Origin of the sequence: Nocardia sienata NBRC 100364 (assembly GCF_001613205.1) — a bacterium.
Lineage (GTDB): Bacteria > Actinomycetota > Actinomycetes > Mycobacteriales > Mycobacteriaceae > Nocardia > Nocardia sienata.
In genome coordinates this window covers 156,757-180,311 of sequence record NZ_BDBX01000024.1, presented here as the reverse complement: position 1 = coordinate 180,311, position 23,555 = coordinate 156,757, and the positions used below count along the sequence as shown (strand labels likewise).

The following is a 23,555-nucleotide window of genomic DNA, read 5'->3' as shown; positions in this document are numbered from 1 at the left end:
CGCCGCCTTCCCGCCTGGTCAGCGCTCACCATCGGCCGGGCCGATGGCCGCCGCCGGCATTCGCGGCCGGGCGTCCACCGGGCACCGGCAGTGCCGTGCGGGGACGGTCGGTGCTCCCGGCCGGGAGCGTGAAGGTCCGGGCCCGGCGGAGCGAGGTACACAGCTACCTCCCAGGTTGGCTGGAGCCGGGCCCCAGCCCGCCCACCGACTCTGGTCCACATGACCGAGACCGTGACCCTCGCCGCAGCGGCGGACCTCAGGGAACACACCGCGGCGCCGCCGGTGCTGGATGTGGTCGTTCCCGTGTACAACGAAGAAACCGATCTCGGCGTGTGTGTGCGCCGACTTCGCGACTATCTCGACCGCGGGTTCCCGTTTCCGGCGCGGATCACTGTCGCCGACAACGCCAGCACCGATTCCACGCTGGCGGTGGCGCAACTCCTCGCCGATGAACTGGACGGCGTCCGGGTGGTCCACCTCGACGCCAAAGGTCGCGGACGGGCGCTGCGCACGGTGTGGCAGGGTTCGGACGCGCAGGTCGTCGCGTATATGGATGTCGACCTCTCCACCGATCTGAACGCGCTGCTGCCGCTGGTCGCACCGCTGGTCTCCGGTCATTCGGATCTGGCGATCGGCACCCGGCTGGGCTCCGGGTCCCGGGTGGTGCGCGGACCGAAGCGCGAATTCATCTCCCGCTGCTACAACCTGCTGCTGAAAGCAACGCTGCGAGCGCATTTCTCCGACGCCCAGTGCGGTTTCAAGGCCATGCGCGCCGAGGTGGCGCGCAAACTGTTGCCGCTGGTCGAGGACGTGGAGTGGTTCTTCGACACCGAACTGCTGGTCATCGCCGAACGTGCCGGGCTGCGGATCCACGAGGTGCCGGTGGATTGGATCGACGACCTCGACAGTCGCGTCGATATCGTCGATACCGCCTACAAGGATCTGCGCGGCATCTGGCGGATGGGCCGCGCGCTGGCCACCGGATCGCTCCCGCTGGCCGAGCTCCGCGCGGCGGTGGGCCGCGAGCCGCTGGTACCCGGGGTGCCGCTCGGCATGGTCGGCCAGCTGGTGCGGTTCGCACTGGTCGGGGTCGGCTCCACCCTCGCCTACATGCTGCTCTACCTGCTGCTGCAACCGATGGCCGGTGCGCAGGTCGCCAATTTCACGGCCCTGTTGATCACCGCGGTCGGCAATACCGCCGCAAACCGGGCGTTCACCTTCGGGGTGCGCGGGCAGAGCGGGATGGTGTCGCACCAGTTCCAGGGTCTGCTGATCTTCGGTTTCGGGTTGCTGGTGACCAGCGGCTCCCTGTTCGCCCTGCACCACTGGGCGCCCGGCGCACCGGTGCAGCTGGAGTTGTTCGTCCTGGTCGTCGCGAACCTGATCGCCACTCTCATGCGGTTCGTCGGGCTGCGCTGGGTGTTCCGTGAGAGCGGCCGCCCCGCACCGGTAGCCGAGCAGGTCGTGCGATGACGGTGACCGCGACTCCTCCCGGAACCGGGGCGCCCCCGGTCGGCACGACCGCTCCCGGACCGGCGCGCGCGAACCGCTGGGAGTACCCCGCGCTGGCGGCGCTGCTGCTCGCCACCGGACTCTCCTACCTGTACAACCTGAGTGCCAACGGCTGGGCCAACTCCTTCTACTCCGCCGCCATCCAGGCGGGTTCGGTGTCGTGGAAGGCGTTCTTCTTCGGTTCTTCCGATGCCGCGAACTCCATCACCGTGGACAAGGCACCCGCGTCGTTGTGGCTCATGGAGCTGTCGGTGCGCCTGTTCGGTTTGAGCAGCTGGAGCATCCTCGTTCCTCAGGTGCTGCTGGGGGTGGCGACGGTGGCGCTGGTCCGGGCGATCGTGCGGCGTTCGTTCGGCCCGGCGGCGGGGTTGATCGCCGGGCTGACAGCGGCGGTGACCCCGGTGTTCGCCCTGATGTTCCGGTTCAACAATCCGGACGCGCTGCTGGTGTTGCTGATGGTCGCCGCGGTGTGGGCGATGATGCGCGCGCTGGACGACGGGCGCTGGCGCTGGTTGGTACTCACCGGGACCTTCATCGGGTTCGGATTCCTGGCCAAACAGCTGCAGGTCGTGCTGGTGGTGCCCGCCCTCGCTCTGGTCTATCTGTTCGCGGGACCGCCGCGACTCGGCAAACGTATCGCGCAGCTGTTCGCCGCCGGTGCCGCCATGGTGGTGGCCGCGGGCTGGTGGATTCTGGCCGTGGAATTGTGGCCGGCCGATTCGCGCCCCTACATCGGTGGTTCGCAGAACAATTCGATCATCGAACTGACCCTCGGCTACAACGGGCTGGGTCGGTTGAACGGTAACGAGACCGGCAGTGTCCGCCCGGGCGGCGAACTACCACCCGGCGGTAACGGTATGTGGGGCCGGACCGGGATAACCCGGATGTTCGACCAGATGCAGGGCGGGCAGATCGCCTGGCTGATCCCCGCGGCGCTGGTCGCGCTGGTCGCCGGACTGCTGCTGCGCGGCCGGGCGGCCCGTACCGACGGTCCCCGCGCGCAGGTGCTGCTGTGGGGTGGCTGGCTGCTGGTCACCGGGCTCGTGTTCAGCTTCATGGCCGGGATCTTCCACCAGTACTACACGGTGGCGCTGGCCCCGGCCGTCGGTGCGTTGGTGGGTATCGGCGCGGTGCTGTTCTGGCGCGAACGGTCCCGGTGGTGGGTGAGGGCAGCGGCCGCGCTCGCGGTCGGCCTGACCACCGCCACAGCCTGGATGTTGCTCTCACGCAGTGCGGACTTCCTGCCGTGGTTGCGGTGGGCGGTACTGGCCGGAGGTATCGTCGCGACGGCCGCGCTCCTCGCACCGCTGCCCGGCCGAGCGACCGCGGCGGCTGCCGTGCTCGCCGCGGCGGTGGGTCTGGCCGGACCGGTCGCCTACACGGTGGACACGCTGAACACCGGCCACGCCGGCTCGATTCCGACCGCCGGGCCGAACACGGGGATGTTCGGCGGTATGCGACCGCCCGGTATGGGTGGCGAGATGCCGGGATTCCCCGCCGGAATGGACGGTGGTCCGGGCGGGATGGCGGGTATCGACGGTAATCCCGGCGGGATGCCCGGCATGAACGGCAATCCAGGCGGGATGCCCGGCACGACCGGAAACCCCGACGAGATGTCCGGCACGAACGACGGCACCGGCGGATTTCCAGGGGGGCCGGCGGGTCTGCCGAATATCGACGGCAGTCCGGGTGGGATACCCGGTATGAACGGCGGGCCGGGCGGCCTGCCCGGGATGATCGCCGGCGGGACCGGGCCCGGAGGCGGCGCGATCGGCGGCGACGGTGGACGTGACGGCAATCGCCGGGGCGGGCCCGGCGGCGGATTCCTGAACGCGAGCAGTCCCAGCGATGCGCTGGTGGCGTTGCTGCGGGAGAACGGCGACGCCTACACCTGGGCGGCGGCCGCCATCTCCTCCAACGGCGCCGCCGGATATCAGCTGGCCACCGAGCTGCCGATCATGCCGATCGGCGGGTTCAACGGCAGCGACCCCTCCCCCACGCTGGAGCAGTTCCAGCAATACGTGGCCTCCGGGCAGATCCACTACTTCATCGGTGGCGGATCCGGACCGGGCGGCCGGCAGGGCACGACCTCCGCGATATCCCAGTGGGTCGCGGACAACTTCACCGCGAAAGAGGTGGACGGGGTCACGCTCTACGATCTCACCGCGCCGAAGTGAGCCGGCACTGAACACTGCCGGCCCGGTCCGTATCGGGACGGGCCGGCAGCGTTCCGACTCGCCGTGCCGCTCGGGCCGGGAGGGACACCGAGCGGACGCGCCGTAGCGCCACTGCCGGACTCGGTTGTCCGAGTCGGACCTCGCGCACCGGGCCCAGCAGGCGACGTCCTGCGCTACCGGTCGGAATCAGGCTGTGGCACAGATGTTCCCACGATCAGACACCGTCTCGGGCAAATATCCGGCGACCAGCTCAGATTGATTCTTCTCCGCTATTATGCGAGGTTCTCCGTCCGCCGTTGGAGTGACGACTCCGACGGGCGGCACCGACCGGTCTCGCGCCGCCCGGCGAACGAGATAATGCCCCGGAAGCGGAGAAGTAACTCCATTCCGAAAACCGGCCGCACTGCACCAACCGACAGGCCGTCCGAGACAGAGAAAAAATCCGAGTGGTACGTGCCCGCGCATTGCCGATAATTCACCAGGTTCTGAAATTTCGGCGTTCCTGACAGACGCATTCCCCTGGACACCGCGCGCCGGACCGTTAGGATCGACCAAGCTGCCTGTCACGACCAGGCAATTCTTCATATCGGTACCGCCCGGCAGGAAACATGGTGATATACGGGAACAGTGGAGTACTCGCCGCGAGAAAGCCCGCAGGCATTGTGGCGAAACAGCAGTTGGCGCCCCGCGACGCGGTGTTCGTCTACGACGAAACCGAGCGGCACCCGTCCAATATCGTTGCGGTCTATGTTTTCGACGCCGCCGGGGCCCAACCGGTGGATACCGACGCGCTGCGGGATTGGGCTCGGGCGCGGCTGGGTTTCGCGCCCCTGTTCCAGCGGCGATTGCGGCGTGTCCCAATGGATCTGGACCTGCCGTACTGGGTTCCCGATCCGGCGCTCGATATCGCCGAGCATGTGGTGGCCGGGCCGTCGGGAGCCGACTGGGACACCGTGCGAGCCCGGCTCGCGGAGATGGCCATGGCACGTATGGATCTCACTCGACCGCCGTGGCAGATCCAGGTGTTCGACAGAGTCCGCGCTGTTCCGGAGATCCCGGGAGACGCCACGGTCGTCGCACTGAAATTCCATCACAGCGCCTGCGACGGTATGGCGACCCGGAAGCTCGAACTGGAACTCTTCGGCGGCCGGGAGGCGCCGGCCGCACCGACGGCGAACCAGTGGTCGAGATCGGCGGCGACATTACGTGCCGCCGTGCTGTTTCCCTACCGTATCGGCCACTTCGCAAGGGGACTGTCGCGTACCCGGGCGGCGAACGCCGCGGCGCGGGCCCGGATCGAGGCGGGGCTGCTACACGAGCCGATACCCGTACGTCCCGCGACCCGCTTCAACCGCGCGATCGGCCCGACCGTACTGATGGAGCAGGTGTACCTGCCGCTGTCCGAGGTGACGGCATTGCGCGCCCGGTGCGCCGAACGCGTCACAGTCAACGATGTCATGCTGACCGTGGTCTCCGGCGCGCTCGCCGCCTACCTGGACGAAAAGGGTGAGACGCCAGCGGACGGGCTGGCGGCGATGGTTCCGATGTCGATGCGCGGTATCGCGCAATGGAATTCGGCGAACCAGCTGTGCCAGATGACGGTCGATCTGCACACCGGCCACCGCGATCCACGAGCGCGATTGTCGGCGATCGGTGAGTCGGTGCGCCGGGAGCGGCGCCGGCACAGCGATCCGGCGGTACTCCGGCACGCCGCGCGGGTCGAGACCGCGCCGGCGTGGTTGTTGCGAGCGGCGGGCCGGGCGCGGGCACATCGCTCGTTCGCCGATCTGTCCTCGGTTCCGCTGCACAACACCACGATCAGCAATGTTCCGCCGCTGGGTGCCGGGCTGACCTTCCGCGGCGCCCCGCTGCTGCGGGTGTTCGGTGTCCTGCCGCCGATGGACGGTGACGGTTTGCGGCATCTGATCTCGGCACAGGGCGAGGAGTTAGTGCTCACCTTCAGCGTCGACAAGGCGATGATGCCGGACCCCGCCCGCTACCGGGAGCTGCTGCGGGAATCGTTCCGCGCGCTGGTGCAAGCCCTGGACTGACGCGCCGCGGGCCCCGCCGGATACCGGCGGGGCCCGGCCGCGAAGGGTTCAGGAGGTCAGTGCACCGGCCAGCAGCGGCCAGGATCGGTGCAGATCGTCTTGCCAGTACCCCCAGGAATGGGTGCCGGAAGGACGGAGATCGTAGACGATATCGGTTCGGCCGAGCTCCTGGGTGCGGCGCTGGAGCGCCCGGGTGCAATAGTCGGCCGCGGCCTCGATTCCGCCACCGATGAGCAGCTGGTTCCACAGCATTCGCTGATTTCCGTCGAGCCGCGGATCGTCGGCGCTGTCGTATCGCCCGGCCAGCCCGGTGCCGCTGGTGATGTACATCGGGATAGCGGGGAGCCGGTGGGCCTGCAGGTAGGGGTCGTGTTCACGCCACCCCGGGCCGCCGGTCGGGCCCCACATGTTCTCGGCATCGCCGCCGCCCAGACTCACCACCAGCGTGACGAACGCCTGACCGAGAAGATCGCTGGTCATCGCGCATCCGCTGTACGCCGCCGCCGCGCTGTAGAGGTGGGGCGCGCGGATGGTGAGGTCGAGTACCGAGGTCGCGGCCATCGAGATTCCCGCGATCGCGTTCCGGCCCGTGGTATTGAACGCGGAATCGACCACGGGCGGTAGTTCCTCGGTGAGGAAGGTCGCCCACATGTTCCGGCCGTTGTTGCCCAGTTTCGCGGCCAGGCCGGCATCCGCCTGCTGCCAGTCGGTGTAGTAGCTGAAGGCCCCCTCCCGGGGGATCACCACATTGACGTGTTCGTCGGCGAAGAAATCGGATACGTCGGTCTGCGCGGACCAGGTCGCGGCGTCCTCGCCGCCGCCGGCACCGTTGAGCAGGTAGAGCGTCGGCGCGGGAGTGCCGGTATCGGCCGGACGCAGGATCTGCAGACCGATATCACGCCGCATGGCCGGTGAATACACCGTGACCTCGACCGATCGCCCGGTGCCGGGCTCGACCGAAACAATGTGCGCTTCCGGTGTGGCGGCGGCGCGCGGTGCCGCGCCGAGGGCGAGAACGAACAGTATCGCCGGCAGATATACCGGCCATCTCCTGCGTCGTGGAATCATGAACCTACACGTGGCTTTCGAGCACGGGGTCCACCCGTCGCGATCGGGCGGACCCCATATGCGACCGTCGAATTATTTACCGGCGGCGGGGGTGCCCCCGCTCAGGGTGATCAGCGCGTTGACGATATTCGTACCGATACCTCCGGCGCTGGCGGTGCCCATGCCCAGAATGTCCATGAGGGATCCCATGTCGTGCTCCTTAGTGCTGAATTATCGAAAATCCGCGTGGAATTTCGATGAAAGTGGGTTTGCCTTTTGCCGGATCAGGCGATGATTCCCTGCAGGGAACCGAGGAAGACATCCAGGAGGCCGTCACCTGCGACGGCCGAACCGAGTGCCGGAATCAACGCGGTGAGCAGATCGCCCATCGAACCCATAGTGAAACTCCTCGAGAGGGTGCAGACGTCCTCACGGATACGGCCCACAGCCGGGGAGGACGGTCACGGCCGCGGTATCTGGCAGTGACCCAGGCAACATATCAAGCGACCAGTTTTACCGCAAGAAATTCCTCTTAATTCCGGTTACGGAAAGCTGGCAACTCATTGGCAATCGGTCGTGACCCGCTGCGCCCGCCACCGGAACCCCGAGGACGGATACGCACGGGGTCCACGACACGGCAGGCCGCCCGGTGGCGAAATCGCCGAACGCGCGGCGCGGAAGCGATAAGCCGGCACCGCATGCGCTGGACTCCGCCGGTGTCTGGGCCGGTACTGTGCCGAAGCGCGCCAGAACAAGTCGGCGCCGGCGGGCGCCTCCTCTTACCAAAACTACCGACCTGGCTCACCCTTCGGGCCCCCGCTCCTGTTACGGCACTAGGCCCCGGACCGGATCACAAGCCGTATCCCGCGGTATCGACGGCGCACGCCACCCGCATCGGGAAGACGCGCCGGTTCCTCGGCGGGCGATGAACTGCGGAGCGCCCCTCCGCGACTCGGGTGCCGGACGTGCCGCAAAACGCATGGGCCGGAGGTGATCGTCGCTGATATGGCGATGGCTCGGACCGGACGGGCCCGAGCCATCGACGTATCAGCGCACCATATGCGGCAGGTTCAGGCGAACACCTGGGTGAGGTCCCCGTAGAGGCGCTGCTCGGTGCACTGGGTGTCCGCGTCGAAGCTCGCGTACACCGCGCCGGGGATATCGAGCTCCTTACCGTTCTTCAGCCAGTAGTGGATGCGGATCTCGAAAGTGACCTCGGCCGTACCGTCCGCGGCCGTCTGCGGCTCCATCCAGTGGAAGACGGTGTGCCGGATCTTGGTGCACTGGTCGAGCACGTACTGGATAGAGGCGGCGGCCGCTTCCCGCCCGGTCACAGGTTCGGCATTGGCGAAGGTCAGCTTCACGTCATCGGTCATCAACTGCACGGCATCGGCCAACCGGCCGGAGTCGATGTGCTCGTAGTAGTCCTCCACGGCCTTCCGGACCGACGTCATCAACCAACTCCTCGCTGAGTTCCCTGCGCAGGGAACGGTTTTCGATTACTGCGAGCACACAGTAGTGGATGCGCACGCGGCGCGCCGAACATCGCGGAGCGCCCTGCGTTCAGCTGAGCCGAGACCTGTAGCAATGGTTTCGAGGCGGCGGCGCGGAGTTTCTTCCGCCGGGCCCCGGACCTACCGCGCCTCGGCCGCTGCCCGGGGCGAGCCCGGTACTGCCGCCCGGATCGCTGCGGCTTCGTGCTCCAGGAGCACATCTCCACCCTGGGTGGAGACGATCGGGCTGTACGGGTCCGGCTCGTAGGGGTCACCGAGCATTTCGCGCAGCACCGCCAGCCCACAGAACGGCACATAGTGCGGGCTGTATCCACCCTCCTGGACGAACGCGATCCGCCCCTCGCAGAGTTCGGCCGCCACATCGAGCACGCGGCGGGTGAGCTGTGCGAATCCGGCACTGGTGACCATCTGGCGGGCCAACGGGTCCATTATGCTCGCGTCGAAACCGGAGGCCACCAGGATCAGCTCGGGCCGGAACCCGCGCAGCGCCGGCAGTACGACCTGGTCCACGGCGTGCACATAGGCGGCGTCACCGCTGCCCGGTGGCAGCGGGATATTGATCGAGAAACCCTCGCCCGCACCGGCGCCCCGCTCCTGCGGATAGCCGGAGTTCGGCGGGAAGCACAGATGCTGGTGCAGCGAAATCGTCAGCACCGACGGGTCGCTGTACCAGATCTCCTGGGTGCCGTTGCCGTGGTGGACATCCCAATCCACCACGGCCACCCGTTCCAGCCCGAGGACGTCCTTGGCGTAGGCGGCGGCTATCGAAACATTGTTGAAAATGCAGAAACCCATCCCACCGGCCCGGTACGCGTGATGTCCCGGCGGGTTGACCAACGCGTAACCGGTCTCGACGGCCCGGGAGACCACCTGGTCCACGAGCCGGATCGCACCGCCGGCGGACAGCGCCGCGATCTCGTAACCCCCGCGCCCGAACGGCGAACATCCGTCACCGGCGTCCCCGCCCTTGGGCCGGAGGCTCTCCTCCTTGATCCGGGCCAGATGCTCGGCGGTGTGTACACGGAGAACATCCGCCTCCGTGGCCGGAACCGCCCGCACCGGTTGCAGCCGGTCGAGCAACCCGGAAACGGCGACCAGTTCGTGGAACCGCCGCTTGGTATCGGGGTGGGCGAGATGGTGACCTATCGGCTGGAGTCCGGCGGTCGCATCGGCGGGGAACAGACTTCCCGAACCGGTGTCGGCCCATCCGTAGACCGTGTTCCAGACATATCCGATCGTCATGGTCGAACTCCTTGGTGTCCGCTACCCGCTCGAGCGAGCGCGGACGGAAAACCGAGCGCAGTCGATCGACAGCGCCGACTCATCGAGCCATAACCACGCCGGGGCCGCAACCGGAACACGGGCAGTCGAGCTTCTGCCCGCGGAGATCTCCCGGCTCATCGCGAGCGGGCGCATGATGCCTTCGGGCAGCGGTCCTACATCCGACAGCGGAGCGGCGGTCCAGTATCTCGGATCTACGGCCCGCCGCCCCTACAGCTACCGACGAGGCGGGCGGCGAGAACTCATCGGTGGCGCGAAAGTTCTCCATCTTCGCGAGGAGGGGCCGGTGGCCGCTCCCGCGCAACGCATACAGCGTCACCGAAGCGGTATCGCACGTCACTACACAGCGGAAAATCATGCCTGACCTGGAGATTTATCTAGATCTTCTGCATAGCTCCAAGCGTAATCGCCGACTCTACCGACCTGCCCCGGAGGGCGCTCGGCTCCCCGTATGGTCCGAAGTGCTCGATCCGCACGCGTACCACTTCCCACCCGATCACCGAGAGAGAAGGGGTTACACATGTCGATCCGCAACACCGCCGCCGTCGCGCTCGCCGCACTGGCCGTCCCCGCCGCGGTCGCCCTCGCCGCGCCGGCGGCCACCGCGCAACCCGCCGAGGGAGCCGTCGATCAGCAGGACAGCCAACCCGGTCTCTTGGGTATTCCGGGCCTTCCCGGTATCGATGACCTGCTTCTGGGTCTGGGCCTGCCCGTCCAGGACGAGGCAGAAGACGAGCCGGCACCCGGTGACACCGACCAACAAGCACCCGGTGACACCGACCAACAAGCACCGGGCGACACCGACCAGCAAGCACCCGGTGACACCGACCAACAGGCACCGGGCGGCACCGACCAACGAGCGCCGGGCGACACCGACCAACAGGAGCCCGGCGACACCGACCAGCAGGCACCCGCCATCGATCAGCAGCAGGATCCCACTATCGACCAGCAGGGCGGCGTGCAGGACTACGGCCCCACGGGATAGCGCGGGAACGGGTCGCCGGGGGTAACGGGACCGGCGCGACCACTGCCGCCGGGTCGGCACGGGGCCCCACCCGGTGGCAGTGCCGTGCACGGCCGCCCCGGCCCGCCGGATATCGGCCCGGGAACCTTCGCGCACCGGAGTCGGCCGCGTATCAGCGATGGACCGGGGATGTCGTCCGTCTTCGTCCACCTGCCGGTATCAGGTCCTGGGCACCCGCAAACCGCGACGTATCAGGTGGGGGCACCCGCGATCGCGAATCATCAGGTGGATGCACCCGCGAATCGCGGCGTATCAGGTCGGCGAGCCCGCCGCCGCGCCGGTTGCCAGGTCCGCGCCCCAGCGCTCGACCGCCGCGTCGAGATCCAGCGGATGGGGCCGCAGGTCCTCGGTATCGGGCCAGTCGGCGCGGGGTACCCGCCACATCACCTCGAACTCGTTTCCGTCCGGGTCTTGCGCGTAGAAAGATTTGGACATCAGATGGTCGGAGGCGCCGACGAGCGCGCCCCGGGACCGCAGCCGCTGCCCGACTTCGGCGAGTTCACCGAGGGTGCCGACCTCCCAGGCGAGGTGGTAGAGGCCGACGCTACCGGGGTGCGGGCCGGGGGCGCGGTCACCGAGCGCGAACAAGCCCAGATCGTGGTCGTTCTCGGTGTCCGGCGCCCGGAGAAAGGCAGCCTTGCCCGGGACCTGGTGGGCGACGACGAACCGCAGGGTGGCGGTGTAGAAGTCGACTGCGCGGTCCAGATCGCGGATGTAGAGGACAGCGTGGTTGAGCCTGCGTACGGCCATGGTGCTTCCCTTCTGGGTCTACCACCGGGATGGTGGGCGGAGTTGTCAGAGCGCGGCGGCGACGGCGTCGTGCAGGGAGGTGGCGGGCCGGCCCAGTAAGTCGACCAGATCGGGTGCGACGGTGGCGAGTGCGCCCTCGGCGATCCGGGTATCGGCGTCGACGAGAAGTTCGACCAGGAATCCGGGAAGACCCGCGCCGGTCAGGATTTCGGCGTACCGGGCGGCGGGGAGATCGGTGTAGGTGACGCTCTTTCCGGATACGGCGGCCGCTTCGGCGGCGAGGTCGTCGAGCGTCCAGGCCGTATCACCGGTCAGCTCGTAGATCTTGCCCGCCTGGTCGTCGGGGGAGGTCAGGACGATGGCAGCGGCTTCGGCCAGGTCGGCGCGGGTGGCCGAGGCGATCGCGCCCCGGCCCGCGGCACCGACGAGGGTGCCGCGCCGCACGGCGTCGGCGAGGCCGGCGGTGTAATTCTCGGTGTACCAGCCGTTGCGCAACAGCACGGTGGGCAGGCCGGCAGCGCTGAGCCGGGCTTCGGTGTCGCGGTGCACCCTGGCCAGGGCCAGCGGGTTGATATCGGCGGCGACGATCGAGGTGTAGGCCACGAGCCCGACACCGGTCCGGGCCGCGGCCTCGACCACGGCGGCGTGCTGGGCCCGCCGGAGGTCGTCGGGGCCGTTGGCGGAGACGAACAGTAGCTTGTCGGCACCGGTGAACGCGGGCACAAGAGTTTCCGGCCGGTCGTAGTCGGCGATGCGCACCGTGACACCCCGGGCGGCCAGGCCCGCGGCCTTGGCCGTATCGCGGACGGCCACCGCGAGCTGCGCGGCCGGTACCCCCCGCTGCAGCAAGGCCTCCACCGCGAGGCGGCCGAACTGTCCGGTGGCACCGGTGACGACGAACATGACGAACTCCTTATCGGTCGGGCTTCGAGTGCGTGGACCCAGCACCAAGGTACACGGTGAAATAGTTAGCGCAAACTATTAGAAAGTGCTCTCCAGTGGTTACCATGACGGTATGGACGTAGCGGAACCCTCACCGGACAGCACGACCGCGGCGTTGCCCTTCGATGTATTCGCTCGGGCCTGCCCCTCGCGCCCGGTGCTCGAACATCTCACGGGACGATGGGGCACTCTCGTACTGGCCGGCCTGGCGGCCGGCCCACTCCGATTCGGTGACCTGCGCCGACGCATCGACGGGGTGAGCGAGAAGATGCTCGCCCAGACTCTGCAGCAGCTGGAACGCGACGGTTTCGTCCACCGCGAAGTCCGCCGCGCCATCCCGCCCCATGTGGAGTACAGCCTCACCGACCTGGGCGCCGATACCGCGCCACGACTCCTGGAACTCATCGGTTTCATCGAGGCGCGCATGCCCGAAATTCTCGATGCCCAGCGCCGCCACGCCCGGTCACGAGCCGACGCCGCCACCCGACCGTAGGCGGCGACTGCCGCGCGGCGGCCGCACCACCCGAACCGCCACCCCGACTCCCCGAAATGGTTCCGCGCGCCATCGATGCCCACCGATGAAGCGTTGATAGCTTTCGCGCATGACATCGATGAGAGCGTATGGCGGCGGGCTGTCACTCGTCGCCGTGATCGCCGGCCTGCTCGTCGGGACACAACCGGCGTCGGCGCCGGATATCGAGTTGACCGGCGGTGGGCCGCCGAAACGCAGCCCAGCGTTTTCGACCATCCACGGATTCCCCGGCGGCAGGTTCGCCCTGCGCAACGAAGAAGCCCGCCTGTGCCTGGCCAGCGAGCCCGGACGGTACTACGAATTCGACGGCACCTGGCAGCTGCGGGAGTACACCCGGCGCAGCAACCGGGCGAGCGTCACCACCGACCCCGGCCTCGACATGCTCGGCTGTGACGGTTCGGCGCGGCAGGGCTGGTTCTTCGACTCCAGTGGCGCGAGCACTTATTCCGGCGCGCACAATCAACTCGTCAATTTCGTCGCCGAGGATTCGCGCGGATACTTCGCCCTCTCCTACGGCAGCGCCCCCTCCCGGGGAGGCACCGACGCGCGGTTGGTCGGCACCGATTCGACTCTCGCGGTGAAATGGGAGATGAAGGACGGTTACCTCTTCGAACAGGGCTACCCGAAATCCGTGCTCACCTACCTGCCCGACACCGGGACATTGAAGATGACTCCGCGCGGCGGGCCGTACCAACGCTGGCGGGCCCAGGTAACGCCGTAGCCCGGACCATGAGCACTCAGGCCCGCAGACCGGCCAGGACTATTTCCAGCCCGCTCCGGAATTCGGTGCCCGGATCGCCCGCGACGGCGGCTTCCGCGATCTCGATCAGCTTCGGGAACCGATCGACGGGCAGCGCCGCGACCCGCCCGGCGACCGCCGCCCGGTCCTCGCCCGTACGGGCCGCGAACGGGCTCGTGAGTTCGGCCTGCGCGAATCCGGTGACATATCCGGAGACCACCCGGAAGGCCACGAGCAGATCCACCCCCGACCTGCCGGAGCGGGCCAGCGCCCGCAGCAGAGCCTCGGCGGGCGCGAGAGTGGCGATATCGGAACTGCGCCGGGTCAGGATCAGCGGGATGGCGTGCGGATGCGCGCGGACGGCCCGCCACATCCCCTCGGCGACCGAGACCACCTGTGCAGGCCAGTCACCAGGCGTCTCGGCCCAGCGCGTCTCGCCCATGACAGCTTCGGTCACCAGTTCTTCGAGCCCTTCCCGGCCGTCGACATAGTTGTAGATCGTCATCGCGCCGGTACCGAGTCCGGCGGCGAGATTACGCATGGTCAGGCCGGTGAGCCCCTGCTCGTCGACCAGTTCGAGCGCGGCCGCCTGCAGTTGTTCCCGAGTGAATTTCCTGGGCGCGGGCATAACCCTCCCTTGTTTAAGTACAACGTACGTGATTAACTTGGTCCCGTTCACGTACAACGTACCTAAATCGAGGTCCCATGACGATCCGCACTGATTTCCCGTCCGGCCACGACCGCTGCGCGGCTTGGCTGACACTGCCCGACGATCCGGGCCCGCACCCCGCCGTCGTCCTGGTCCACGGCGGCGGCGCCACCCACGAGATGATGCTCGGGCAATACGAACGATGGTTCGCACAGGCGGGACTGGCCGTGGTGGCCTTCGACTTCCGCCACCTCGGCGAATCCGGCGGCGAACCGCGGCAGCTGGTCGATCAGCGCCGCTACGCCGAGGATGTCGACGCGGCGCTGGCCTTCGCCCGCTCCCGCCCCGAACTGGATGCCGACCGGATCGCGCTGTGGGGCACCTCCTTCGGCGCCAGCCATGTCCTGGCCGCCGCTGCCCGTCACCACGATCTGCGCGCGGCGGTCGTACAATGCCCGGTTTTCAGCGGACGTGCCGTCGTCGCCCGGGCCGGGGTGGGCCACCTGCTGCGGTTCACGCTGCCGATAGTCTCCGATCTCGTCCGCGCCACACTGGGTCTTTCCCGGCGCTATGTTCCCCTGGTGGGCGAACCCGGCGAGCGTGCCTTCGTCACCCAGCCGGGAGCGCTCGCGGGCTGGCAATCGGTGACACCGCCGGGATATCGCTTCGACAACCGGATCACAGCGGCCTCCGGCCTCGGCATGCTGTTCTACAACGCGGCATCGTCGGCACCGCGGCTGCGGTGCCCGCTGTTGGTCTGCGCCTGCGACCGCGAGAACCTCATCGATCCGGCCATCGCGGCCCGGGTGGCCGCCCGTGCACCTCGCGCTGTGGTGAAGCACTACGATGCCGACCATTTCACCGTCTATCACCCACCGGTGGTCGAGCAGATCGTCGCAGACCAGATCGCTTTTCTCACCGAGCATCTCGGTCGGCGACGCGACGTGGGCAACCGGCGCGCCCCAGGCGCGCAATTCGGCTAAAGTCCCGAACGGGCCCAGCAGGCCGCAGCGGAAGTACAGAGGGTTTTGTTGTGCTGATCCGGTCGGACGACCTCGCGCAGATAGTTCTCCGAGCCGCCCGAGACCTGAGCAGTTGCTTCATGAGAATGGAAGGGCCTGAAGCCACCCGAGGCATCAGGCCCTTCGCCCGGCGATTCGAGGGTGCGGCCGAAAAACTTTCCGGCGCCGACAGAGGTTTTCATCATCCCTCCGGCCTCGGTGACTCCTCACGCTCGTCGTCGGCACATTCGGGCCGGCGGCCCGGGGAGGACGACTCCGGCGGCGGTCCCGGCAGTGCGCCGCTACCGCCCGGCGGATCCGCCGACCCGTATCCGAAGATCGAACTACATGTCCATCTCGAGGGCACGATCCGGCCGGAAAGGCTGCTGGACATGGCCCGCCGCAACGGTGTGGCGCTGCCCGCGGACAATGTGGAGGCGTTGTCGGCGCTGTATCGGTACCGAGACTTCGGCCACTTCCTGGAGATGTGGCGGACCACTACCGGGACGATGCGCACCGAGGACGACTTCCGCCGGGCTGTTCTCGATTACGCTCTCGAGGCGAAATCGCACGGCGTGCAGTACATCGAAGCCACCTTTTCACCCATCAATCGCAATAAATGGGACGGTATCCCCTATCCGGCGATGTTCGACGGTGTCACCGACGGCATCGCCGCGGCGGCCGAACACTACGGCGTCACCGTGCGCGCTATGCCCAGCCTGATCTGGGGAGTCGACCGCGACCTGGCCGAAGAGTGCGCGCAATGGGCAGTGCGCTACCGGGACCGGGGCATTGTCGGCTTGGACGCGGGCGGCAACGAATCGGCGCGCGGTGACGTCTCGGAGTTCGATCGAGCGGTGGCCATAGCCCGCGACGGCGGGCTGGGAATCGTGCCGCACGCGGGGGAGGCCGGGGGCGTGCAGGCCATCCGGGATGTCCTGCGCTGGAATCCGGACGGGTTACAGCACGGCATCGCCGCGGCAGGCGATCCCGCTCTCATGGCCGAGCTGGTGGATCGGGGAACGATACTTCGCGTGACCCCGACTTCGAACGTCGCCACCCGTGTCGTGGCCGATATCGCCGAACACCCGCTACCACGACTGCGCGAGGCCGGGGTCCGCTGCAGTATCGGTACCGACGACCCCGCGCTGTTCGATACCACGCTCGGTCAGGAATACGAGCTGGCCGAGCGACTCGGTATCAGCCCGGCCTCCGCCTACCGGGCCGGCGTCGACGGATCGCTGTGCGACGACGCCGTGCGGCAGCAACTGCGTGAAACCGGCGACGCAGCGTTCGGCGCTACGCCCGGCTGATCGCACTCGAATGCCTTTGCCGATCAAAGACTCCCGGACATCCGCCCGTACACGATCAGCAGTACGACATCGAGAACGGAGATAGCGAGCAGGGCCGGCCACTGCCGGAGCCGGTCGTTGCGCATCACGAGCAACGACGCCGTCACGCCGAGGAACCCGGCGGCACAGTACCCCAGTTTCCAGCCGAGCCCGTCCGAGCTCAGACCCATCACGGCGTTGACCGAGGACAGCACGAGAGCCGCGACCATCAGTTCATTGCGCAGCAATCCCTCGTCGAGCAGTGCGACGGCCCGCTCGATCGCGGCGCCCACGCCGCCCGAACGACGAGCGCGACGTGTATCCCCCATGCGTTACCCCTTCCGCCGGCTGCCGCGCTTCACGCGACAGGTCTGTGTCCGTCTCTCCTGCCGGATTCCGAAAAGATCCCGTGCCCGCCGGACACGGCGTTCACGCCGCCGGTCACCACACCGGGCAGGCCGAGCCGAGGTCCAGGCCGGAGCCGACCTCCACTTCGAGCGACTGTTCGCTACCGATGTTCACGGCGTGCAGTTCGTGCGTGCCGGGAACCTCCGGAGTCCATTCCGCGGTGACGGTGCCGGATGCACCGACGAGAATCACCCCGGGCGGATCGAACGAACCCTTCTGACTGTCGTAGAAACTGACGAACTCCCCGGGTCCCGCGGTAGCCGTCGCGATGTAGGTGCAGTGGGTGCCGTAGGGCGCCGGCGAGCTGCCCGTGCCGCCGCCCGGCGCCAATGCGAATTCGGTGATCGCGGCGGGCGCCGCGGGGGCAGTGACCACAAACGCCACGCCCAGCGCGGCCACGGTCGACGCCACGATTGTCACAGTCCTGCGAAAGCGATGCATCAACAACCCTTTCCATTGCCGACGGATCGAACGAACTGCTGATACCACCAGGTCGAAAAGCTCGACCGGAAAGCAAGGGGAATACCGAGCCCGGATGTGCCGCGCGCTATCCCGGGATCGCGACCCACACGCTACCCGCCCGACCCCGCGGCATTCGCCGCTTCCGGCCATTTCGCCGCGGCCGCAGTGGCAGGTGTCGTGCGCGTAACCGCAGGCGACGCACTATTTTCCCGTGACCGCGCCATATACGTGTGCGCCCGCGCTACCGTCTGGACATGAGTTCTCCGCACTGGACCGCGGCCGATCTGCCCGCCTTCGACGGTCGCACCGTAGTGGTCACCGGCGCCAACAGCGGCGTCGGATTCGGCACCGCCACCCTCCTGGCCCGGGCCGGGGCGCATGTGGTGCTCGCGGTCCGCGATATCGGCCGCGGGAACGAGGCCGCACGCCGGATCGGCGGCAGCAACGAGGTGCGGCGGCTCGATCTCGCCGACCTGTCCTCGGTCCGCGAATTCGCGGACGCGTGGACGGGCGAGATCTCGATTCTGGTGAACAACGCCGGGGTGGCGATGGTCCCGCAGGGCCGCACCAAGGACGGCTTCGAAATGCAATTCGGCACCAACCATCTCGGCCATTTCGCGCTCACCAATCGGCTCCTGCCCCACATCACCGACCGTGTGGTCAACCTGGCCTCGGGCGCGCACCGGGTGGGGACCCTCGATTTCGACGACCTGGATTTCGCCGCGAGCGGCTACGGCCCGGTGAAGGCCTACGGCCGTTCCAAACTCGCCAATCTGCTGTTCACCCTCGAACTCGAACGCCGGCTCCGGCAGGCCGGGTCCACGGTCCGCGCGATGGCGTCGCATCCCGGATACGCGGCCACCGAACTCGGTACCGCGAACCGCAACAAGTTCTTGGTCGGCATCGTGCACCTGGCCGGCCGCTTTCTCGCCCAGACGCCGGAGAAAGCAGCCTTGCCCACGCTCTTCGCCGCGACACAGGACCTGCCGGGTGCGAGTTATGTCGGGCCGGACGGTCGCGGGGAGATGCACGGGTACCCGACCCTCGTCGGCCGTTCGGCGCAGGCCTGCGATGTGCACACGGCACAGCGGCTCTGGGAGGTCTCCGAGGAACTCACCGGCGTCCGGTTCGGTCTGTCCTGATCGGGTCGCGACTTTTCACGATGCCCGGTGCGTTGCGGCCGGGCCGTGGCGGTCACCCGCGAAATAATCATGGCCTCGACGATCGCCGTGCGGGATCGATCAGCACGGGATCTCCGTACTCGCACAGGGAGGTTCCCGATGTCGTTCACCGAGGAAGAGGTCGCCTATCTGCGCTCCCAGCCCCTCGCGCGGGTGGCCACCGTGGGCCCGGACGGGCAGCCCGACGTGGCGCCGGTGGGCTACGAGTTCGACGGCACCCATATCTACATCGGTGGTCACGATCCGGCACGGACCAGGAAGTATCGCAATGTCGAACGGGGCCACACGAAGGTCGCCGTCGTGATCGACGATCTCGTCTCCACAGACCCCTGGATCCCGCGATACCTGCGTGTCTACGGGGTCGCCGAACTCGTGGAGCGGGCCGGCCGGTTCGGGACCGCCCCCTATATGCGGATCACACCCACCGTGTCCTGGAGTTTCAATCTGGCCGGCCGCGCGTTCTCACCCGGCGATGTACAGGTGCGGCGCACCGTCCACACGCCGGCCTGACCGGCCCCGCCGGATCCTGGGGAGATATCCGTTCACCGTGCCCGCCGGCGGATCGCCGTCGATGCGGGCCGACTCGCGTTCTCGACGCCCTCGCCGGACGCGGCCGTCCTTCGGCCGGGCGGCGCGGATCGCGGTGCGTCACTCCCGTGGTGTCCGGCGCAGCACCGCGAGGTAGACCCTGGCGGCCGCCCGCTGCGCCGGTGCGCCCAGTGCCCCGCCCACGCGCAGATACCGGTTCGGGGGGCGGGAGAACGCGGTGACCAGGCCGTACACAATATCGGTTTCTCGGTCGTACTCGACGGAGAACAGTTCTTCCCCGCTCACCGGGTGTCCCGGCAGGGTGCCGTAGGCGAACCCGATCCGGTCCGGTTCGTCCAGTACGTACACCACCCGGCACGGCGCGCGCAGGCCGAACCGGCCGATCCCGAGCCGGACGGTAACCGCCGTGCCCGGCTCGGCGACCGGCGTGTCGGCTTCCTGGAGGATTCCCAGCCCGCGCTGTATCCGATAGCGCATCAGCGCCGCGCCGAGCCGCCGGAATTCCGCCTCGCCGGAAGCCAACGGGCGACGCACCCGCAGGTGCTGATATCCCGGCGGCAACTCACCACGAGTCGCGCCGATCTCGGAGTAGGTGAAAGCGGGACCGTCCGGCGATTCGCTCATACCCCGATCCTCGTCGCCACGAGCCGTCGAAGCGAGAACGGCGGGCCGACACGCCGGAAAGGCCGACTGCACCGGGCCGCGCGACCCCACCGGTCACCGCGGGACCGATCGGCTGCACCGGGCAGCGCGGCCGACCCCGGTCGGCCGGCCGCGAGACCGATCGGCTGCGCGGGGCAACGCGGCCGACCCCGGTCAGCCGGCCGCGGGACCGATCGGCGCGCTGCTGCGCCCGTACCCCCGATCGCTGAGTTCCGCATCGAGGGTCTCCTGCGCCACCCGCATGACCTCGGCATACACCGGTTCCTGCAACCGCCGCCACATCTCGTCCTCGGCGACCTCCTCGACGGGAGCGATCACCCACCAGATATTGCCGAAAGGATCCGCGACCCGGCCGCCGCGTTGCCCGAAGGCGTCGTTCGCGGGCGGGGTGACGATCCGTCCGCCGGCCGCCGTGGCCTTCGCGATCGCCTGGTCCGCGTCGGGCACGAACACTCGCAGCAGACTCGGCAGCAAAGGCCAGTCCTCGTGCCGGTCGAAGGCGAGAACGACGGTATCGCCGAGACGGATCTCGCCGTGCCCGATCTTCCCGTCCGCGGTCCGCACCCGGCCCAGTTCCACGCCGCCGAACACCTGGGCGACGTAATCGAGGAATGCCCCCGTGTCGTCGGTGACGACCCACGGCGCGACGGTGGTGTAGCCCGCGGGCTGGGTGTGTTCCGGCATCTCGATCCTCTCGCTGGTTGCGGTACGACCGTGACGGTAGCGGTGACAGCGGTCGGATTATGTCCTCAATTGCCGTTCCGCAACCGGTGCGCGATACCTCGGCCGCGAGCGCGGTATCGCTACGTCTCAGGGAGCGATTTCGGCACGGAGTTCGGCCAGGGTGCGGGTCAGTTGATGGATGCCGGGGGTTTCGATCGGGTAATGACCGGCGTCGGCGAGCACGGTCAGCTTCTTCGGAGCGGCGATACGTTCGAAGAACCGCTCACTCAACGACAGTGGCGTCCAGGTGTCGGCCCCGGGATGAACCAGCCACACCGGGCAGGCGGTGAAGTTCTCCGGTTCGACGTACGGCGCCGAGCCGAGGTAGGTACGCAAGAACCCCAACGGCATACGAACTCCGCCGCCGAGCGGATCGGTGGAGATCAGATCGCTCAGCGCCGAATTGCCGGACATGGCGGGCATATTCGCCATCCACCGGATCGGGACCCGGATGTTGTCGGCGGCGGGGACGAGCATCCGCGTGCCGTAGCGGCCGAGCCATGGGTGCCGGGCGATCGCGCTACGCACCTGCGGCAGTCGCGGATCGATCAGGCAGGTCGCCATGACCGCGGCGGCCAAATCGGTACGGGCGGCGGCTTCGTAGGCCAGCATGCCGCCCATGCTGGCCCCCAGGAGCACCAGCGGCCGGGGATCGGCGGCGTGCTCGGTCCGGACGAGGTCGGCGATGCAGTCCACCCAATCCGGGTAACGGATACTCCGGCTCGCGGGAACCCGAGTGTGCCCGTAGCCCGGTAGGTCGGGTACCACCACCTCGAAGCCCTGTCCGGCCGCCAACGCCGCAAACGGCCACACCGCCCCGGCGTGCCCGCCCGCGCCGTGCACGAGCAACATACGGACCGGCGCTTCGGGTCGGACCACACGCTCGACATGCACGCCGTGGCCGCGCCAATCCCACCATGTCCGCTCCGGTCGCAGCGCGGGTTCGGGTCGCAGGTCGGTGGGCAGGAAAGCGAGATAGGAGGCGTGCATGCCACAATAATTCGAGCAATACTCGGTTTTGACAACTCGACTTCGGGGCCCAATGTCCACACCTCGGAAAACCCCGCGCCAGCAGCGATCGGAGTTCACCTTCGACGCGATCCTGGACGCGGCTGCTCGACTTTTCCAACAACACGGCTACGCGGCCACCACCACGAATAAGGTCGCTGCGCTCGCCGGTGTCTCGATCGGCACGCTCTACCACTATGTCCCCAACAAAGACGCCCTTCTCTACGCTCTCGCCGACCGACACCTGCGCGAGGCCACCGCCGCCCTACTCACCGAAGCCGCATCCTTACGCGTCGACGAGCCACCATTGGACGAAACCGTGCACCGGCTGATCACCGCGGTCGCCGACCTACACCGTGCCCAGCCACAGACGCACCGGTTGCTGTTCGAACAATCGCCGCGCACCCCCGAAACCCTCGCCCGACTACGCGAACTCGAACGGCGCCTCGCCGCCGAAGTCGCCGGCCACCTGCGCCGCCTCGGGGTCGGCGGCGCCGACCCCGGCCTACACGCCCTGCTGTTCGTCCAAGCCGTCGAAGCACAGGTCCACGGAGCAGTACTCGACCCGCCGGAAGGCAGGACCACAGACGAGTGCCTGGAAGCCGTCATCGCCTTCTGGACCAGATCGCTGACCCACCAGCACCTGCTCTGACCCACAACCGGGCGCTCCCGAGGAGACGCCGCCCGCAGTGGGAGAATGCGCTGGTGGAACTCCATCAGGCAGCTCGCCGGGCCGGTATCGGTGTGGTTGCCGCGAGCGAACACACAGGCCGCCCTCGCGTACACAGAGCTCTACCGGCCTTGTCTGCGCGACTGGTCGTCAGCCTGAGCGGGCCCATGGAGGTTCGGTACAACGGGCGCGTGCGGCACCCCCAGGCGGTCGTTACCGGGCTGATGCGGCCCGGGGTGCCCTCTCCGTCCCTGATTCTCCGGTCACACCAGCCGACGGTGTATGTGGAACTGTCCCCCGCAGCCATGCGCCGTCTCGCCGGGGTACCACTCAGGGAGTTGGATGCCGGCGGGCTCGACGCCATCGCTGTGCTGCCGTGGATGAGCCGGCTGAGCGAGGAGTTGGCGGACCACCCGCCGGAGCGACTCGAGCGGCTGATGCGGACTCGCCTCCTCGAACACCTGGACCGAGCCGGCGAACCGGAGGTATCCCATGACGTCCTCGAGTCGCTGAAGCTCATCGGGACCACCGGCGGGCGAGTGTCTGTCGAAGATGTGGCTCGAAATGCCCACCTGAGCACGCGTCGCTTGCGCCATGTCATGCAGCGTGAGCTCGGGGTCGGCCCGAAATTCGCGGCACGTGTCGCACGCCTGGCCGCGGCAGCCGAGCGGGCCCGCGACGGGGCGAGCTCCTGGGCTCAGGTCGCCGCCGCGAGCGGCTACCACGACCAGAGTCACCTGGTGCGTGATTTCAACACCCTCATGGACACAACGCCTTCGGCATGGCTGGCAGAGGAGGGCCGAAATCTACAAGCCCGGGGCGGCTGTTCCCGGAGATCCTCGAAGCATGACCGGTGAACTCCTTCCCAAGCTGCTCGTATCCGACGCCGACGCGGCGATAGACTTCTACACCAAGGCCCTGGACGCGACCCTGACCCTCCGAGTGGCAGGCGATGACGGTGTGGTCAACCACGTCGAAATCATGGTCGGTTCGTCCACTCTCGCGTTGGCTCAGAGCGTCGCGGAGTGGGGGTGGCACGACCCGCGCTCGGTCGGCGGCTCGCCGGTCCTCATCACAGCCAACGTGCCCGACCCGGATGCCACAGCCGACCGCATGGTGCGACTGGGGGCCGAGCTGGTGATCCCGGTCGAAAACCGCCCATACGGCAAGCGGCAAGGCAGGGTCGAGGACCCATTCGGGCATTTGTGGGTGATCAGCGGTGAGCACCGCTAGAGACCACCACGGGTGGGGCGTAGGTGCCGTGACCGTTGTGGGCGGCGGTCCGGACGCAGTGCGGCGCGGCGCGTGGGGTGCTCGGCACGGCGGCAGCCGAGGACGCCG

At 68.1% G+C, this 23,555-nt stretch carries 24 protein-coding genes; 13 read left to right on the top strand and 11 right to left on the bottom strand.

Features of this window, described 5'->3' with window-relative positions; all coding sequences use genetic code 11:
* The first annotated feature begins 219 nt into the window (after positions 1-219).
* The 3 genes from NS4_RS15320 (at position 220) to NS4_RS15310 (ending at position 5,740) form a co-directional block, all read left to right on the top strand.
* Complete coding sequence (locus NS4_RS15320) at positions 220-1,473, top strand: bifunctional glycosyltransferase family 2/GtrA family protein (protein WP_063060200.1); 1,254 nt, start codon at positions 220-222, stop codon at positions 1,471-1,473.
* Positions 1,470-3,689 carry a glycosyltransferase family 39 protein gene (locus tag NS4_RS15315; protein WP_063060199.1) on the top strand — a complete coding sequence of 740 codons (2,220 nt, stop codon included), beginning with the start codon at positions 1,470-1,472 and terminating at the stop codon, positions 3,687-3,689. Before NS4_RS15320 ends, NS4_RS15315 begins: the two co-directional genes overlap by 4 nt.
* A 608-nt stretch (positions 3,690-4,297) precedes the next feature.
* Positions 4,298-5,740 carry a wax ester/triacylglycerol synthase family O-acyltransferase gene (locus NS4_RS15310; RefSeq protein WP_063060198.1) on the top strand — a complete coding sequence of 481 codons (1,443 nt, stop codon included), beginning with the start codon at positions 4,298-4,300 and terminating at the stop codon, positions 5,738-5,740.
* Positions 5,741-5,788: 48 nt separating this feature from the next.
* Here NS4_RS15310 and NS4_RS15305 read toward each other — a convergent pair whose 3' ends face one another.
* The 3 genes from NS4_RS15305 to NS4_RS15295 form a co-directional block, all read right to left on the bottom strand.
* Positions 5,789-6,808, bottom strand: coding sequence for an alpha/beta hydrolase (locus tag NS4_RS15305; RefSeq protein ID WP_063060197.1), 1,020 nt, complete (start codon positions 6,806-6,808; stop codon positions 5,789-5,791).
* A 1,049-nt stretch (positions 6,809-7,857) separates the two neighbouring features.
* Positions 7,858-8,241 (bottom strand): nuclear transport factor 2 family protein, encoded by a 384-nt coding sequence (locus tag NS4_RS15300; protein WP_063060196.1) that lies wholly within the window; start codon positions 8,239-8,241, stop codon positions 7,858-7,860.
* A gap of 180 nt (positions 8,242-8,421) precedes the next feature.
* Positions 8,422-9,543 (bottom strand): class II histone deacetylase, encoded by a 1,122-nt coding sequence (locus NS4_RS15295; protein ID WP_063060195.1) that lies wholly within the window; start codon positions 9,541-9,543, stop codon positions 8,422-8,424.
* Between the two features lie 559 nt (positions 9,544-10,102).
* On the opposite strand from NS4_RS15295, the gene NS4_RS32235 reads away from it, so the two are divergent.
* Positions 10,103-10,567: a hypothetical protein gene (locus tag NS4_RS32235; protein WP_157106066.1), complete on the top strand. Its 465-nt coding sequence runs from the start codon at positions 10,103-10,105 to the stop codon at positions 10,565-10,567.
* Positions 10,568-10,858: 291 nt separating this feature from the next.
* On the opposite strand, the gene NS4_RS15285 is transcribed toward NS4_RS32235, so the two are convergent.
* Positions 10,859-11,356: a VOC family protein gene (locus NS4_RS15285; RefSeq protein WP_063060193.1), complete on the bottom strand. Its 498-nt coding sequence runs from the start codon at positions 11,354-11,356 to the stop codon at positions 10,859-10,861.
* Positions 11,357-11,401: 45 nt separating this feature from the next.
* Positions 11,402-12,259: an SDR family oxidoreductase gene (locus NS4_RS15280; protein WP_063060192.1), complete on the bottom strand. Its 858-nt coding sequence runs from the start codon at positions 12,257-12,259 to the stop codon at positions 11,402-11,404.
* 112 nt (positions 12,260-12,371) lie between these two features.
* Here NS4_RS15280 and NS4_RS15275 point away from each other — a divergent pair, with 112 nt between their 5' ends.
* Positions 12,372-12,791, top strand: a complete 420-nt coding sequence (locus NS4_RS15275; RefSeq protein ID WP_063060191.1) for a winged helix-turn-helix transcriptional regulator — start codon at positions 12,372-12,374, stop codon at positions 12,789-12,791.
* Positions 12,792-12,900: 109 nt separating this feature from the next.
* On the top strand, positions 12,901-13,551 hold the full coding sequence (locus tag NS4_RS15270) for a hypothetical protein (RefSeq protein WP_063060190.1): 651 nt from the start codon (positions 12,901-12,903) through the stop codon (positions 13,549-13,551).
* A gap of 16 nt (positions 13,552-13,567) precedes the next feature.
* Here NS4_RS15270 and NS4_RS15265 read toward each other — a convergent pair whose 3' ends face one another.
* Positions 13,568-14,197 (bottom strand): TetR/AcrR family transcriptional regulator, encoded by a 630-nt coding sequence (locus NS4_RS15265; protein ID WP_063060189.1) that lies wholly within the window; start codon positions 14,195-14,197, stop codon positions 13,568-13,570.
* Between the two features lie 77 nt (positions 14,198-14,274).
* On the opposite strand from NS4_RS15265, the gene NS4_RS15260 reads away from it, so the two are divergent.
* Positions 14,275-15,201 carry an alpha/beta hydrolase gene (locus NS4_RS15260; RefSeq protein ID WP_063060188.1) on the top strand — a complete coding sequence of 309 codons (927 nt, stop codon included), beginning with the start codon at positions 14,275-14,277 and terminating at the stop codon, positions 15,199-15,201.
* A 119-nt stretch (positions 15,202-15,320) separates the two neighbouring features.
* Entirely contained in the window at positions 15,321-16,532 is a 1,212-nt protein-coding gene (gene add, locus NS4_RS15255) for an adenosine deaminase (RefSeq protein WP_218020352.1), read from the top strand.
* Positions 16,533-16,555: 23 nt separating this feature from the next.
* Here add and NS4_RS15250 read toward each other — a convergent pair whose 3' ends face one another.
* Positions 16,556-16,879: a hypothetical protein gene (locus tag NS4_RS15250; RefSeq protein ID WP_157106065.1), complete on the bottom strand. Its 324-nt coding sequence runs from the start codon at positions 16,877-16,879 to the stop codon at positions 16,556-16,558.
* 112 nt (positions 16,880-16,991) lie between these two features.
* Complete coding sequence (locus NS4_RS15245; RefSeq protein ID WP_063060186.1) at positions 16,992-17,369, bottom strand: hypothetical protein; 378 nt, start codon at positions 17,367-17,369, stop codon at positions 16,992-16,994.
* Positions 17,370-17,668: 299 nt separating this feature from the next.
* Here NS4_RS15245 and NS4_RS15240 point away from each other — a divergent pair, with 299 nt between their 5' ends.
* Positions 17,669-18,562 carry an oxidoreductase gene (locus tag NS4_RS15240; RefSeq protein WP_218020353.1) on the top strand — a complete coding sequence of 298 codons (894 nt, stop codon included), beginning with the start codon at positions 17,669-17,671 and terminating at the stop codon, positions 18,560-18,562.
* Between the two features lie 138 nt (positions 18,563-18,700).
* Positions 18,701-19,111: a PPOX class F420-dependent oxidoreductase gene (locus NS4_RS15235; protein ID WP_063060184.1), complete on the top strand. Its 411-nt coding sequence runs from the start codon at positions 18,701-18,703 to the stop codon at positions 19,109-19,111.
* A gap of 138 nt (positions 19,112-19,249) precedes the next feature.
* Here NS4_RS15235 and NS4_RS15230 read toward each other — a convergent pair whose 3' ends face one another.
* The 3 genes from NS4_RS15230 to NS4_RS15220 all read right to left on the bottom strand — a co-directional run bounded on the left by NS4_RS15230 (position 19,250) and on the right by NS4_RS15220 (position 21,526).
* On the bottom strand, positions 19,250-19,774 hold the full coding sequence (locus tag NS4_RS15230; RefSeq protein WP_063060183.1) for a DUF1990 domain-containing protein: 525 nt from the start codon (positions 19,772-19,774) through the stop codon (positions 19,250-19,252).
* A gap of 192 nt (positions 19,775-19,966) precedes the next feature.
* Entirely contained in the window at positions 19,967-20,497 is a 531-nt protein-coding gene (locus NS4_RS15225; protein WP_063060182.1) for a VOC family protein, read from the bottom strand.
* A 126-nt stretch (positions 20,498-20,623) separates the two neighbouring features.
* Positions 20,624-21,526: an alpha/beta hydrolase gene (locus NS4_RS15220; protein ID WP_063060181.1), complete on the bottom strand. Its 903-nt coding sequence runs from the start codon at positions 21,524-21,526 to the stop codon at positions 20,624-20,626.
* Positions 21,527-21,578: 52 nt separating this feature from the next.
* On the opposite strand from NS4_RS15220, the gene NS4_RS15215 reads away from it, so the two are divergent.
* The 3 genes from NS4_RS15215 to NS4_RS15205 all read left to right on the top strand — a co-directional run bounded on the left by NS4_RS15215 (position 21,579) and on the right by NS4_RS15205 (position 23,447).
* Positions 21,579-22,196 (top strand): TetR/AcrR family transcriptional regulator, encoded by a 618-nt coding sequence (locus NS4_RS15215; RefSeq protein WP_063060180.1) that lies wholly within the window; start codon positions 21,579-21,581, stop codon positions 22,194-22,196.
* A gap of 209 nt (positions 22,197-22,405) precedes the next feature.
* On the top strand, positions 22,406-23,071 hold the full coding sequence (locus NS4_RS15210) for a helix-turn-helix domain-containing protein (protein WP_245665420.1): 666 nt from the start codon (positions 22,406-22,408) through the stop codon (positions 23,069-23,071).
* Complete coding sequence (locus NS4_RS15205) at positions 23,061-23,447, top strand: VOC family protein (protein WP_063060178.1); 387 nt, start codon at positions 23,061-23,063, stop codon at positions 23,445-23,447. Before NS4_RS15210 ends, NS4_RS15205 begins: the two co-directional genes overlap by 11 nt.
* Positions 23,448-23,555: the final 108 nt, after the last annotated feature.

Coding starts and splice junctions, on each gene's coding strand:
- NS4_RS15320 (WP_063060200.1), top strand. CDS start 220: ATGACCGAGACCGTGACCCTCGCCGCAGCGGCGGACCTCAGGGAACAC.
- NS4_RS15315 (WP_063060199.1), top strand. CDS start 1,470: ATGACGGTGACCGCGACTCCTCCCGGAACCGGGGCGCCCCCGGTCGGC.
- NS4_RS15310 (WP_063060198.1), top strand. CDS start 4,298: ATGGTGATATACGGGAACAGTGGAGTACTCGCCGCGAGAAAGCCCGCA.
- NS4_RS15305 (WP_063060197.1), bottom strand. CDS start 6,808: ATGATTCCACGACGCAGGAGATGGCCGGTATATCTGCCGGCGATACTG.
- NS4_RS15300 (WP_063060196.1), bottom strand. CDS start 8,241: ATGACGTCGGTCCGGAAGGCCGTGGAGGACTACTACGAGCACATCGAC.
- NS4_RS15295 (WP_063060195.1), bottom strand. CDS start 9,543: ATGACGATCGGATATGTCTGGAACACGGTCTACGGATGGGCCGACACC.
- NS4_RS32235 (WP_157106066.1), top strand. CDS start 10,103: ATGTCGATCCGCAACACCGCCGCCGTCGCGCTCGCCGCACTGGCCGTC.
- NS4_RS15285 (WP_063060193.1), bottom strand. CDS start 11,356: ATGGCCGTACGCAGGCTCAACCACGCTGTCCTCTACATCCGCGATCTG.
- NS4_RS15280 (WP_063060192.1), bottom strand. CDS start 12,259: ATGTTCGTCGTCACCGGTGCCACCGGACAGTTCGGCCGCCTCGCGGTG.
- NS4_RS15275 (WP_063060191.1), top strand. CDS start 12,372: ATGGACGTAGCGGAACCCTCACCGGACAGCACGACCGCGGCGTTGCCC.
- NS4_RS15270 (WP_063060190.1), top strand. CDS start 12,901: ATGACATCGATGAGAGCGTATGGCGGCGGGCTGTCACTCGTCGCCGTG.
- NS4_RS15265 (WP_063060189.1), bottom strand. CDS start 14,197: ATGCCCGCGCCCAGGAAATTCACTCGGGAACAACTGCAGGCGGCCGCG.
- NS4_RS15260 (WP_063060188.1), top strand. CDS start 14,275: ATGACGATCCGCACTGATTTCCCGTCCGGCCACGACCGCTGCGCGGCT.
- add (WP_218020352.1), top strand. CDS start 15,321: ATGAGAATGGAAGGGCCTGAAGCCACCCGAGGCATCAGGCCCTTCGCC.
- NS4_RS15250 (WP_157106065.1), bottom strand. CDS start 16,879: ATGGGGGATACACGTCGCGCTCGTCGTTCGGGCGGCGTGGGCGCCGCG.
- NS4_RS15235 (WP_063060184.1), top strand. CDS start 18,701: ATGTCGTTCACCGAGGAAGAGGTCGCCTATCTGCGCTCCCAGCCCCTC.
- NS4_RS15230 (WP_063060183.1), bottom strand. CDS start 19,774: ATGAGCGAATCGCCGGACGGTCCCGCTTTCACCTACTCCGAGATCGGC.
- NS4_RS15225 (WP_063060182.1), bottom strand. CDS start 20,497: ATGCCGGAACACACCCAGCCCGCGGGCTACACCACCGTCGCGCCGTGG.
- NS4_RS15220 (WP_063060181.1), bottom strand. CDS start 21,526: ATGCACGCCTCCTATCTCGCTTTCCTGCCCACCGACCTGCGACCCGAA.
- NS4_RS15215 (WP_063060180.1), top strand. CDS start 21,579: ATGTCCACACCTCGGAAAACCCCGCGCCAGCAGCGATCGGAGTTCACC.
- NS4_RS15205 (WP_063060178.1), top strand. CDS start 23,061: ATGACCGGTGAACTCCTTCCCAAGCTGCTCGTATCCGACGCCGACGCG.